General features: G+C 68.7%; 7 protein-coding genes and 1 pseudogene. 4 read left to right on the top strand and 4 right to left on the bottom strand.

Features of this window, described 5'->3' with window-relative positions; translation table 11 throughout:
• Positions 1 to 115 precede the first annotated feature (115 nt).
• Positions 116 to 2,062: a M13 family metallopeptidase gene (locus ACN8HC_RS07910; RefSeq protein ID WP_490074283.1), complete on the top strand. Its 1,947-nt coding sequence runs from the start codon at positions 116 to 118 to the stop codon at positions 2,060 to 2,062.
• Between the two features lie 163 nt (positions 2,063 to 2,225).
• Here the strand turns inward: ACN8HC_RS07910 and ACN8HC_RS07905 are convergent, their stop codons facing one another.
• Positions 2,226 to 4,205 (bottom strand): putative Ig domain-containing protein, encoded by a 1,980-nt coding sequence (locus ACN8HC_RS07905; RefSeq protein WP_490074282.1) that lies wholly within the window; start codon positions 4,203 to 4,205, stop codon positions 2,226 to 2,228.
• Positions 4,206 to 4,443: 238 nt separating this feature from the next.
• On the opposite strand from ACN8HC_RS07905, the gene ACN8HC_RS07900 reads away from it, so the two are divergent.
• Positions 4,444 to 5,277, top strand: coding sequence for a TrmB family transcriptional regulator (locus ACN8HC_RS07900; protein ID WP_490074281.1), 834 nt, complete (start codon positions 4,444 to 4,446; stop codon positions 5,275 to 5,277).
• Between the two features lie 66 nt (positions 5,278 to 5,343).
• Here the strand turns inward: ACN8HC_RS07900 and ACN8HC_RS07895 are convergent, their stop codons facing one another.
• On the bottom strand, positions 5,344 to 7,545 hold the full coding sequence (locus ACN8HC_RS07895; RefSeq protein ID WP_490074280.1) for a helicase-associated domain-containing protein: 2,202 nt from the start codon (positions 7,543 to 7,545) through the stop codon (positions 5,344 to 5,346).
• Between the two features lie 109 nt (positions 7,546 to 7,654).
• Between ACN8HC_RS07895 and ACN8HC_RS07890 the strand changes: the two are divergent.
• A pseudogene (locus ACN8HC_RS07890) lies at positions 7,655 to 9,293 on the top strand (AMP-binding protein).
• Positions 9,286 to 10,215, top strand: a complete 930-nt coding sequence (locus ACN8HC_RS07885) for an aldose 1-epimerase family protein (RefSeq protein ID WP_490074279.1) — start codon at positions 9,286 to 9,288, stop codon at positions 10,213 to 10,215. The pseudogene ACN8HC_RS07890 and the gene ACN8HC_RS07885 overlap by 8 nt, the downstream one beginning before the upstream one ends.
• A gap of 146 nt (positions 10,216 to 10,361) precedes the next feature.
• Here ACN8HC_RS07885 and menD read toward each other — a convergent pair whose 3' ends face one another.
• Both menD and ACN8HC_RS07875 read right to left on the bottom strand, forming a co-directional pair.
• A complete protein-coding gene (gene menD, locus ACN8HC_RS07880; protein ID WP_490074278.1) occupies positions 10,362 to 12,125 on the bottom strand; it encodes a 2-succinyl-5-enolpyruvyl-6-hydroxy-3-cyclohexene-1-carboxylic-acid synthase in 1,764 nt (587 codons plus the stop codon).
• A 61-nt stretch (positions 12,126 to 12,186) separates the two neighbouring features.
• Entirely contained in the window at positions 12,187 to 13,521 is a 1,335-nt protein-coding gene (locus ACN8HC_RS07875) for an MFS transporter (protein WP_490074277.1), read from the bottom strand.
• Between the last annotated feature and the right edge of the window lie 29 nt (positions 13,522 to 13,550).

Genomic DNA, 13,550 nt, shown 5'->3' with positions numbered 1-13,550 from the left:
GCAGCGCGTCGACGTAGATCCATTCGTCGTTGCCGGGCCGCTGTACGTGTGCTGGATCACAGAATGCGACGATGGGTGACAGGCCCAGGGCGATCGAGCGATGAGGAGTGCACAGATGAAGTCCGGTGTCATCACCGACAATTTCGACCAGAGTGTCCGGCCGCAGGACGACCTGTTCGGCCACGTCAACGGAGGATGGATCAATGCGAACGAAATTCCCTCCGACCGAGGGCGTTACGGCACTTTCGACAAGCTGCGGGAAGCTGCCGAGGAGGCCGTCCACGCGCTGATCGAGGAAGCAGCGGCTGCCAACTCCGAGCCGGGGACGCCGCGACGCCAGGTGGGTGATCTCTTCGCCGCGTTCATGGACACCGAGCGCATCGAGCAGCTCGGCGCCGGCGCGCTCGCGGACGACCTCGCCCTGATCGACGGCGTCGCGTCCACCTCCGACCTGCTGCGCGTGTGTGGTCAACTCAGCCGCCGCGGGGTCGACACCTTCATCAACTTCTATTCGATTGCCGATGCGAAGGATTCAGCGCACAACATTCTCTATGTCATGCAGGCCGGCATCGGTCTGCCCGACGAGTCCTACTACCGCGACGACGAGCACGCCGAGGTGCGGGAGAAGTATGTCACGCACATCGGCCGGCTGCTCGACCTCGCCGGACTCGACGGGTCGCAGGCCGACACGATCATGGCGCTGGAGACGCGCATCGCCAAGTCGCACTGGGACCGGGTGGCCGCGCGGGACGCGGTCAAGACGTACAACAAGCTGTCGCGTTCGGAGCTGGAGCAGCTGACGCCCGGCGTCGACTGGGACGCCTGGCTGGAGGGTGTCGGTGGCGAGGCGCGGATCCTGGACCCGGTAAACGTCGAACAGCCTTCCTTCCTCGGCGGTTTCGCCGACGCACTGCGCGAGGAGCCACTCGAGTCGTGGAAGGCCTGGCTCACCTGGCGGCTGGTGTCGGACCGGGCGCCATACCTCCACCAAGCGATGGTCGACGAGCGCTTCGACTTCGCCGGGCGGACGCTGTCCGGCATACCGGAGAACCGCGAGCGATGGAAGCGTGGTGTCGCGCTCGTCGAGTCGCTGATCGGGGACGCCGCCGGCCAACTGTATGTCGAGCGCCACTTCCCGCCACACGCGAAGGAGCGGATGGAGAAGCTGGTGGCCAATCTGGTGGAGGCCTACCGCCGTGACTTCGACACGCTGCCCTGGATGGGCGAGACCACCCGGGCGAAGGCGCTGGACAAGCTCGGGAAGTTCACGCCCAAGATCGGCTACCCCCAGGAGTGGAAGGACTACTCGTCCATCGAGATCCGGCCCGATGACCTCATCGGCAACATCGCTGCCGCCAGCGCGTGGGAAGTCGACCGGATGTTGCGTCGGGTCGGCGACGAGGTGGACCGCAACGAGTGGTTCATGACGCCGCAGACCGTGAATGCCTACTACATGCCGGTCATGAACGAGATCGTCTTCCCGGCCGCGATCCTGCAGCCGCCGTTCTTCGACGTCGATGCCGAGGACGCGGTCAACTACGGCGGCATCGGCGGTGTGATCGGCCACGAGATCGGCCACGGCTTCGACGACCAGGGCTCGCGCTACGACGGCGACGGCAACCTCGTCGACTGGTGGACCGACGAGGACCGGCAGCGCTTCGATGCGTTGTCGCAGAAGCTGATCGAGCAGTTCAACGGTCTGGAGGGACGTGACGCCCCGGGCAACAAGATCAACGGTGCGCTGACCATCGGCGAGAACATCGGTGACCTCGGTGGTCTCACGATCGGCTACAAGGCGTTCCAGATCTCTCGGGAGCAGCAGGAGTCGCCGGAGCTGGACGGTTTCACGCCGGAGCAGCGCTTCTTCCTCGGCTGGGCACAGGTCTGGTGCGCCAAGGCGCGGGAGGCGGAGGCGAAGCGGTTGCTGACCATCGACCCGCACTCGCCGGCCGACGCACGCGCCAACGTCGCCCGTAACCTGCGCGAATTCGCTGAGGCGTTCGGTGTTTCGGAGGAGGACGGTATGTACCTCGCCGAGGAGGACCAGGTCCGGATCTTCTGACGACTGGTGAGCCCTCTGCTCGACAGGCTCAGAAACGCACCGAGAGGCTCAGTAATCCGGCCCGGATTGGCCGGTTTCACTGAGCCTCTCGGCCTTGTGTGAGCCTCTCGGCCTTGTGTGAGCCTCTCGGCAAAGGGAAAACCCGAGTTACGGAGTCACGGTGTCACGACAGGGTTGTCGTGACGTCGTCCAGCACGAACGAGGTCTGCAGGGACGAGTCCTCGGTGCCGGTGAACGTCAGCGTCACGGTCTTGCCGGCGTATGCCGACAGGTCGATCGTGTGCTTGGTGTAGCCGCTGGCCGCGTTGGCGTTGGAGTAGCTCGCCAGCGTGGTGCCGTTTGCCTGCACCTTCAAGATGTCGTACGGCGTGGAGCCGTACTCGTCGGTGTCGATGTGCAGGTAGAACGCGAGCGATGCGGAGCAACCTGAGGGGATCGTGATGCTCTGTGACAGCGTGTCGGTGTGCGCCTGGCCGTAGCCGTCGAGCCAGGCGTCATACGAGCCGGAGTGCGTCGGCTCGTAGGAACCCCACTGGCCGATGATGTCGCTGTTGCTCTGCGTCCAGCTCGTGGCGCCCGACTCGAAGCCGGGGTTCTTCACCAGCTGGCCGGAGCACGAGCCGCCGCTGCCACTCGTGATCGTCCAGCTGAAGGTGGTGGAGCCGGTCTTGCCGGCCGAGTCCTTCGCGGTGGCGGTGACCGAGTAGGTGCCCGCGGTGGTCGGCGTGCCGGTGATCAGCCCGGAGCTGCTGATCGACAGACCGGTCGGCAGGCCGCTCGCGCTCCAGGTGTATGGCGCGGTGCCGCCGCTCGCCGCGAGCTGCAGCGAGACCGCGGTGTTGACCGCGCTGCTCTTGCTGCCCGGGTTGGTGACCGTCACGCCGGAGGTGGTGCCGGCGCCGAAACCGGCCACACCGTTCGGCGTGCCGTTGCCGGTCGGACCGTCCCAGCCGGGACCCGCGGTGCACAGGACCGTGCCGCAGCTGCCGTTGTTGCCGCTCGTCACGTCGTTGAAATTGCTGGTGTGCGAGTAGGACAGGTCGTTGCCGTAGGTCGAGTTGCCGGCCGCACCTGCGAGCGCGGCGGTTGCCGCGAGCAGCGGGGAGGCGAGGCTGGTGCCGCCATACACGCTCCAGCCGCTGCCGCCGTAGGTCTGGTAGACCGCGAGTCCGGTGGCCGGGTCGGCGTCCATCGACACGTCGGCCTCGGCGCGCTTGCTGCAGCTGGTGCTGACGCCCGTCTGGAACGACGGCTTGCTGACGTATGCCGAGCAACCGGAGCCGGTGCCCTCGGAACTGCTTGTCTTCCAGACGGATTCGGTCCAGCCACGGCTGGTGCCACTGGCCCGGCTGAGGGAGGTGCCGCCGACGGCCGTGACGTATGCCGACGTCGCCGGGTATTCGGCGCCGTAGTCGCTGTCACCTGCGCTGGCAGTGATGAAGACACCCGAGTGCTTGAAGTAGTTGGTGTCAGCGGTGGTGGCGCTGCTGTCCTCCGAGCCGCCGTAGCTGTTGGAGACGTACTTCGCGCCCTTGGCCACCGCCGTGTTCACCGAGCTGCCGAGGTCGGCCATGCTCGCGGAGTTGGCCTCGACCAGCATGATCTTGCACGCCGGGCAGGCGGCGCTGACCGCGTCGAGGTCCAGCGAGATCTCGCCCGCCCAGCCACTGTCGGCCGTGGGATAGCTGCCCTGCTGACCGGACTGGTTCAGCTTGGTGAAGCAGCCGTTGGCCGTGGTGCACGACGGCAGGCCGTACTGGCTGCGGTACGCCGCGAGGTCGGACTCGGCGTTCGGGTCGTCATACGCGTCGACGATCGCGACAGTCGTGCCGGAGCCCGCGGTGCTGCTCGGCAGGTTGTATGCCGACTGGATGTCGCTCGGACCGTAACCGGACGGCGTGGCGTTCGGAGTGACCGCGTGCGGGACGATCTTGTTCGGCTCCACCGGGTTGGTCTGCTTCAGGGCGAAGCAGGTCGCGAAGCCCTTCTTGACCGACTGGGAGCAGGTGTGCTCCACCTTGACCGCACCCTTGATCGGGGTGCCGGTCATGGTCGACGACGGCGAAGTGTGCTTCGCCGTCCCGTGCGCCTGGTGCGCGGCAGTGCCGTGCAGCGGGTGTGCGTATGCCATCCCGCCGGTCATGGCGAGAGGCAGTGCGGCGACAACCCCCAGGAGTGCGACGCCAGCGGCTTTTCGCCGTGGCCCACGTCGCGTTGATGACGACATCCGATGTCCTTTCAGGTTATATTCAGATTGTCACCACTCCCCGGTGGTGACAATGTGCGAAGCTACTCGCGACGTTCCCCCGCACGGGGTCAAGGATTGGCAATGGTCTGTCAAGAGTTTCGTCAACGCTCCCCGCGTCGTCATGGTGCGTTCCATGGCCGTTGAGCTCGACGAGATCCGCCGTGTTCTGCGCGATCTCGGCCTCACGTCATACGAAGCCAAGGCGTATGCCGTGCTCGTGCAACGCAATTCGTCGACGGCAGTGGAGTTGGCCCGTCGCGCGGTGATTCCGCGGCAACGCATCTACGACGTCGTCGACGGGCTGGTGCAGCGCGGGCTCGCCCGGCCGGTGAGCGGCGACGTGGTGTCGTTCGCGGCCACCGATCCGCGAGTGGCGATCGCCGGGCTGATCGCCGAGCATCGGGAGCGGTTCAGCGTGCTGACCCGCAATGCGGACACCGCGTCCGAAGCGCTCGCCGGACTGTGGAACAGCGGACAGCAGGAGCAGGCGCCGCTCGCGTTCGTCGAGTTCCTGCGGGACCCCGCGAGTCTGGGCGCGCGGTTCGTCGAGCTGCAGCGGCGGGCGACCAAGTCGATGCTGCTCTTCACCCGGCGCCCCTACGTCGTGGAGGACAACACCGTCGGACTGGAGGCGACGCGACGGATCACTCGGGCCGGCGGTGACGTGCGGTGCTGTTATGAAGCCGACATCCTCGACTCGGCCGAATCCATCGCGGAGATCGCGCAATTCGATGCGGCGGGGGAGCGCGGACGGGTGGTCGAGTCGGTGCCGATGAAGCTCTGTCTCGTCGACGGGACGCACGCTCTCTTCTCGCTCACTGATCCGGTGGCGGGTGGACTCACGGCGACCAACGTGCTGGTCGAACACCCCGACCTCGCCACGTCGTTGAGCTACGCCTTCGAGGCCCTCTGGACTGCCGGACGCCCGATCCTCGACGTCGCCCGCGAAGCCGGCCACGAGGTCTGACGACCCCGGCCGCATCCGCGCCCGGCCTCCTCATCGACCGGACCTGAGCCGCCGCGGGATGGCGCGTCAGACCGGGACGACGCCGGAGATGCGGTGGATCGAGAACGTGCGCATCTGGTCGCCCTCGCCCACGACGCCGGTGACCCGGCCGCCGTCGACGCGGTGCGGGCGGAAGAGTGCGCGGTGCAACTCGCCGTCGACGTCGGAGAAGCCGATCCACACCGGTGCTCGGTCCGCGGCGGCGTCGTGCAGCATCGCCAGGGTGACCGTCGGGTCGGTGGACGGGATCCGTGGGCCGGCGGTGGATGCCGATCGCGCCGCCGACGCCGTCTCGCCACGCCGCAGATGCGCGACGACCTGGTCGAGCGTCTCCTCGGTGACCGTGCTGAGGGTCGGCGCGTCGCTGAACCGAGTGGCCACAGCCCGCGGCCGGTCGTGTCCGACGTGCACCACGTGCCCGTCCTGCCCCTCGGCAACCGGCGAATAACCATGCTGCCGCAGCATTTCCAGCACCGTGGCCGGGTGGGCTGGTGACACGACGACCGTGGGAGCGATCTTGCGCAGCTGCAGCGCGGACAGGTTGCGATCGCTGCTCATCGCGTCGAGGGTCGCCACGTCGTCATTGCGCAAGTAGCAACCGGCGGTGCCGACCCTGGTCTGCCCATGACGGCGGGCGACGTCGCCGATCAGGTAGTCCAGTGGTTGCGGTACCGGCGTGGGGCTGGCGACGGTCAGCCGCTCGAGCAGCTCGGTCGCGGACCGGCCCGAGTCCAGCGCTCGGCGGATGCTTCCCTCGGTGAACCGGTAGACCGTCGCCCCGCCGCGGGACTCGACGTCCGCAGCGACCTGCATGAGGTTGCCGAGCTCGTCGGTGAGCGGTCCAGGTGCCACAGCGGTCAGATCCGCTTGCAGCAGCAGGTGATCGACCGGTGCCGGCAGCGCAGCCCGCATCGTCCCGGCGACGTCACGATCGCTGAGCAGGGCACCTCCGGGTGCGGACAGCACACCGCGGCCGGTGACGCCCAGCCAGGCGGCCTCCCGCAGCACCTCCGCCGCGCGGGTCGGTGCTCCCGGCGGCAGCCGCAGCGGACGCCGCCAGTGCAGCACGGCATCGACATACTCCACCGGCACGGCGAGGCCCGGCTCGACGTCGGCCAGGATCTGCACCACGTCGTGCCGACGTGCCCGCATCATCGGCCAGGACACCTCGGTGCTCAGCACGTTGACGGTTCCCTGCGCGGTGCTGGCCCCGGCGAGGAACGGCGCACGGGTGCTGGTCCACCACGCCGTCGCCAGTGCGGCCCACCGGGCGGCCGGATCACGGTCGACCCAGTCGTCATACCCGGAGGTGGGCAGCCAGCTCGGCTCGAAGTCGCCATCATTGGCGACCAGCCCGGCGACATACGCCAATTCGATGACGAACGCTGCGAATTCGAGGTCGATGTCGAGTGCACTCGCCGCAGCGCGGTGGTCCCGAACGCTCAAGCCGCCGGACCGCAACACACGCGGCGGCGTCTGGTCCCAGAGCCGAACGAGCGCCTGGACATGCCAGAGGACGTCGAGGCCGGCCCGCGCGGCGTCGGCGTCGACGTCATGGGCGAGCAGGCGATGCGTCGGCGGCGCGGGTGCCGTGATGCCGTCCTCGTAGAGCCGGCCGCCGCGGAGCGCCAGACCGACCTCGCGCGGCACGATGCCGCCGTCCTCGGTCCGCACCACGAGGCCGGCGTCGACGAGTTCGCCGAGCACAGCGTTGGCGGACGTGCCCTCGAAGCTCGCCCGCGGATGTTGCCAACGCAGCCGGTCGATCGCCGCTTTCGCTGCGGCACTGAGGTTTTCGTATGCCGTGGGCGCGTCCGCACTGCGGTCGGGCACACCGAGTTCGTGGCTGGTCGGTCCCAGGCGTGCGGGTGCGCCGATGACCTCGGACGCGGCGCGGGCGGCTCGAAAGCCCTCGGGGCTGCGCCACAGCAGCGCCTGGTCCCAGAGCGCGCGGAGGATCGCCTGCACAATGCGTTTCGGTGCCCCGAGGAGGGTCGCGGCGTCGTCCGGGCCGCCCACGAGCACGGCCTCGAGCACCCGCAGCTGATCCGCGGGCAGGTGGTCCAGGGCGCGCTGCACACTGCCGCGTGTGCCGGCGCGTGCGGCGAGCGCGCTGAGATCCGCGGGGACCGGACGGGTCAGGTCGGGCCGTGCAGCAAGCAGCGCGCGCAGCTGGTCGTCGCTGCGCGCCCGGATGTCGTCGGCGAAGCTGCGCGCGGATCTCGGCACCGACCAAGGATAAGTCCCGGCATGGTGCTGCCGAGGTCGGACGGGTGCGGCCTCCCGCGGCGCTGACCTAATGTGAGAGACAACACATCGCCATCCGCAGGAGGTTCCGATGCCCGCGAGCAGTCACCCGTCATACAGCAGTGGCACGTCGAGTATGCCGCTGCTCGGCGACACGATCGGCGACAACCTGCGGCGCACCGTGGAGCGCTTCGCGGAGCGCGACGCGATGGTCGACATGACGAGCGGCCGCCGGTGGACCTACGCCGAATTCGACGCCGCCGTCGACGAAGTGGCCCGCGGGCTGATCGCGGCCGGCATCGACAAGGGTGACCGGGTCGGCATCTGGTCGCCGAACTGCCCGGAGTGGACCCTGGTGCAATACGCGACGGCGCGCATCGGCGCGATCATGGTGTGCGTCAATCCGGCATACCGCTCCCACGAGCTGTCCTATGTCGTCAACCAGTCCGGCATGCGGATGCTGGTCAGCGCCCAGACCCACAAGAGCTCGGACTACCGCTCGATGGTCGAACAGGTGCGCGGCGAGTGCCGCGCCTTGACCGACGTGGTCTTCATCGGCGACCCGAGCTGGGACGAGCTCGTTGCCGGCGCCGCGGACGTGGCCGCCGAGCAGGTGGAGCAGCGCTCTGCCGGGTTGTCAGCCGACGACCCGATCAACATTCAATACACTTCAGGCACAACGGGATTTCCCAAGGGCGCCACGCTCTCGCACCACAACATCCTCAACAACGGCTACTTCGTCGGCGAGCTGGTCAACTACACCGAGCAGGACCGCATCTGTCTGCCGGTGCCGTTCTACCACTGTTTCGGCATGGTGATGGGCAACCTGGCGGCGACGTCGCACGGCGCGTGCACGGTGATCCCGGCGCCGTCCTTCGAGCCGGCCGCGACGCTGAAAGCCGTTGCAGAGGAAGGCTGTACGTCGCTCTACGGCGTGCCGACGATGTTCATCGCCGAGCTCGCGCTCATTGACGAGGGGGAGGAGAGCTTCGACCTGAGCACGCTGCGCACCGGCATCATGGCCGGCTCGCCGTGCCCGGTCGAGGTGATGAAGCGGGTCATCGCCGAGATGAACATGAGCGAGGTCGCCATCTGCTACGGCATGACCGAGACCTCGCCGGTGTCGACGATGACGCGCGAGGACGACAACCTGGCGCGCCGGACCGAGACGGTGGGTCAGGTGATGCCGCACCTCGAGGTGAAGATCGTCGACCCTGCAACGGGATTGACCGCACCGCGGGGGGACCACTGGTGAGCTGTGCACACGCGGTTACAGTGTGATGCTCGGCTACTGGGAGCAACCCGACAAGACGGCTGAGGCGATCGATGCGGCGCGCTGGATGCACACCGGTGACCTGGCGACGATGGACGACGACGGTTACGTCAACGTCGTCGGCCGCATGAAGGACCTGGTGATCCGGGGCGGGGAGAACATCTACCCGCGTGAGGTGGAGGAGTTCCTCTACACCCACCCGAAGATCGCCGACGTGCAGGTCATCGGCGTTCTGGACGAGAAGTACGGCGAGGAGCTGATGGCGTGGATCATCATGCGCTCGGGGGAGGATCCGCTGAACGCCGACGACATCCGCGAGTTCTGCGAGGGCCGGCTGGCGCACTACAAGATCCCCCGCTACGTCCACGTCACCGACGAGTTCCCGATGACGGTCACCGGCAAGATCCGCAAGGTCGAGATGCGTGAAGCGGCCACTAAACTCCTCGCCAATGACTGACACACAACGCATCCCGCCATCGGGCGAGCAGTGGGAGATCAACCACGGCGAGCAGCGCCTGACGGTCGTCGGCGTCGGCGGCGGCATCCGGTCGTATGACGCGGGCGGCCGCCCGGTGCTGCACGGCTACCCCGCCGATGCCAGAGCCGATGCCGGACGTGGCGAGCTGCTGATGCCGTGGCCCAACCGCATCCGCGACGGCAAATACACGTTCAACGACAAGTCGCAGCAGCTGTCGTTGACCGAGCCGGCCCGCCACAACGCGACGCACGGCCTGGTCCGCTGGCAGCAGTGGTCACTGATCGAGCGCACGGATTCCACTCTGGTCGTGGGCTTTCGGCTCATGCCCTGTCCTGGTTGGGACGGCATCGTCGACCTCGCGGTGCGTTATGCACTCGGCGACGAGGGGCTGACCGTGACACCGTCGGCGACCAACGCGGGATCGGTTGCCGTGCCGTTCGGTTTCGGCGCACACCCCTATCTCACCGTCGGTGAGGACTCGGTCGACGAACTCACCCTCTGCGTGCCGGGGAACAGCTATCTCACCGTGGACGAGCAGCTGATCCCGACCGGGTCGCAGCCGGTGGACGGCACGGCGTACGACTTCCGCGACCCGCGCCCGATCGCTGAGACGCAGCTGGACACCGCCTTCACCGATCTCCGGGCCGGGGACGACGGTCGGTGGCGGGTCAGCGTGAGCAGCGGCAACCGATCGACGACGCTGTGGGGAGAAGCGGATTCGTTCCCTTACACCCAGATGTTCACCGGCGACTCGCTGCCCGCGGACCGCGCCCGTCATACCGGCGTCGCCGTCGAGCCGATGTCCTGCCCGGCCAATGCGTTCGCCACCGGTGAGTCACTCGTCGTGCTCGAGCCGGGCGACAGGTGGTCAGCGTCCTGGGGCATTGCCCACGAGAACTGACCCCGACCTTCGTGCCGAGAGGCTCAGATACGACCGACAGGCTCAGGAATACACCCGGCGGGACCCTCGATTGTCTGAGCCTTTCGACGTTTTCTAAGCCTCTCGGCGTTGAGGCGTAACGGGGTCCAGCCGCGATCTGACGCGGTCTACCGCGGCGACGTCGATGCGCCGAGTGCGGCGGTCGCCGCAGCAGCCAGCTCGGCGCGGAACTCCCGCTGGCCGGCTCGGTCGATCGGCACCTCGCACACCCGTATTCCCTTGCCCGGCCGAGAAATCCGGTCAGCGAGGACCTCGGCCTGGGCGACATACTCGTGGTCGATGTGGTGGGCGGCGCACATCTCGCTGAGGTTGGTGTTCGTCGGTGTGGCGAAGATCCGCTCGTAGGGGCCGGCCAGCGCCTCACGACCCGGTTCGAGCGTGCCGAAAATGCCGCCGCCGTTGTCGTTCATCACGACGATCGTCAGGTCCGGCCGCGGCTCGTGCGGCCCGATCAGCAGCGCGTTGACGTCGTGCAGGAAGGTCAGGTCACCCATCAGCGCGAAGCTCGGATGCGGCGCCCGGGAGAGCGCGAAGCCGATTGCCGAGGACAGCACACCGTCGATGCCGGAGAGGCCGCGGTTGCCCACGGCGACCACGCCGTCCATGATCTCGCGCGGGTCGCGGGCCAGGTCGACGTCCCGGGCGGTGTTGGAGGATCCGACATACAGTCCCGACTCGGCGGGCAGGTGGTGCACGACCGTCCGGGCGATCGCCGGTCCGCTCGGCCAGCTCCCCTCGATGAGTGGCACGGCCGCGGCGGCGACCACCTGCCCCGCCGTCCGCCACGTGGAGGCCCAGGCACGGTCGACGCAGGAGGACACCGCCTGGTGGCTGCGCTCGATGTCGTCCCAGTCGTGCACCCGGCGCACGACATGGCCGGGGTCGGCCCAGGAGGTCAGCGGGGTGACCGCCTCGACGGTCACGGCGGGATTGCGCAGCAGCCGGGCGACTTCCCGGTCGAGCGTGACCCGACCGCCGATCAGCACCCGCTCCGGCAGATGCTTGTCCACCCAGTCGTGGGCGCGCAGCAGCAGCGGCCCGTTGGGCGTCACGCGCCCCCGCCGGTAGGCACCGAACGGCTCGGCCATGATCGGCCAGCCGGCGGCGTCGGCGAGCTCGGCCAGCTCTGACGAGTGGTGCGGGGCCGGCAGGTCGCCGAGCAGCACGAGCGTCCGCGGCACCGGCGCGATGCCGGGCCCGGTCACGACTCCGCGCGGATGGGAGTCCGGCTGCCGCAGCCGCAGCCAGGCCTCGCCGTGCGGGCGGCCGGACAGGCTCTCCGGCCAGTCGGCGTCGGTCTCGTCGAGCGCGTCCGGCACGAGCGGTTCGCGCAGCGGCACGTTGAGGTGCACCGGGCCGGGGTCGCCGGACGGGTAGCCGCGCGACTCGGCCACCGCGCGCCCGATCACCGATCGCCAGATGGCCTGTTGCCCGGCGCGGCGCTCGGGGGTGCCGAACTCGTGGAACCAGCGGGTCGTGGAGCCGAAGATCTTGACCTGGTCGGTGGTCTGGTTGGCGCCGGTGCCGCGCAACTCCTGCGGCCGGTCGGCGGTCAGCAGGATCATCGGGACGTAACCGTGGGACGCCTCCAGCACGGCGGGGTGCAGGTTGGCCACCGCGGTGCCGCTCGTGGTGATGACCGGCACCGGCATACGCGACGTCTTGGCCAGCCCCAGTGCGAGGTATGCCGCCGACCGCTCGTCCACGCGCACGTGCAGCCGGATGCGACCGGCCCGCTCGGCCGCCTCCGCGGCATACGCCAGCGGCGCGGAGCGCGATCCCGGCGCCAGCACGACCTCGCGTACGCCCTGCCGGATGAGCTCGTCGAGCAGCACGGTCGCAATCGCAACGGAAGGATTCACGCCTGCCATCTTCGCGCATCCCGGCGGGGGCGCCGGTGACGGCTTCCTCGGCGGGCGGCAGGATCCGAGGTCAGTCGACGAGGGGACCGTCGGTGGCAGCCACGACGACCGGTGTGCCCACCGGTCCCTCGCGCTGCATGAACCGCTCCGCCGCATGCGCCGCCGGGCCGGTGCCGAGCGCGGCGAACACCACGATCGCGGCGATCACCAGCCAGCCGGGTCCGCTCCAGCTGAGGGCCAGGAAGGTGAAGGCGGCCGGCGCCCATCGGCCGCCGAGAGTGCCGAACACCTCTGCGACACCGCCGTATTCGCCACGGCGACGCGGGTCCATCAGGAGGGCGGAGAAGGCGAAGTTGCCGGCCGAGTTGGCCAGCTCCGCGCCGGTGACCGCGACGTGGCCGAGCCACACCAGGAAGACGGTGACCAGGCCCGCCGTGCTGTGGGTGACCATGGTGATCAGGCAGGACGCGACGAAGAACCCGCTGGAGATCCACACGGCCCGGATGGCGTGGTCCACGGTGCGCACACCGCGCGAGGTGTATGCCGGCAGGAAGATGCACAGCACCGTGTTGGTCCCGAAGAGCCAGGCGAGCAGCCAGTGTGGGGAGTCGGTCTCCTCCACCAGCCACAACGGGATGACCACGTTGAGCAGCACCTGGTTGGTGAACATCGTCCCGGAGAAGAAGCTGAGCGCCATCCAGCCGGCATTGCGGAGCGGTCCTTTGCCCGGGATCCGCTCGCGGCGGCGTCGCTCGGCCTTTTCCCGCTTCGCCCGCTCGGCGACGCGCTCGTCATGCGAGGCGCGCGGCAGTCGCGCGATCCAATAGGCGTTGAGCAGCCCGATGGCCAGCGTCAGCAGCGGCAACCACCGCATCACCGTCAGATTGTCGAAGGCCAGCGCAACGCCGCCGATGATCGCGCCCAGGGTGAAGCCGACGTTGAGCGAGGAATACATGTACGCCTGGGTCTCGACGCGCTCGGCCTCGGGCATGACGTCGAGGATGTAGGCGTTGCGCCCGGCACCGCCGGCATTGCCGATGATCTCGAACATCACCACCATCAGCAGGTATGGCGCGAAGCCGCTCATGAACGGCCACAGCCCGAACATCAGCGCGCCGAGCAGTGCGCCGAGCGACCACATCCGCTTCGGTCCGAGCACGTCGACCAGCCGCCCGGCCGGGTAGGCGACGACGAACGACACGACCCCCGCCACGGTCAGGCCCAGGCCGACCTGGGCCGCGGACAGGCCGACCACCTGGGTGAAGAAGACCGCGCTGCCGGTGAGGAACGTCCCCTCGCCGGTCGCGAACAGCAACGACTGCAGCGACAATCGGCGGGACAACGGCGTGGGCGGGATGAGCTGCCGAAGTCCGGAGCGTGCGCGCGCGAAGGTGGGTCCGGACACAGCCACCAGTCGATCACGCCGCACCGACA

Source organism: Flexivirga sp. YIM B11880 (assembly GCF_058148645.1).
This window is presented reverse-complemented; position numbering and strand designations above follow the sequence as displayed.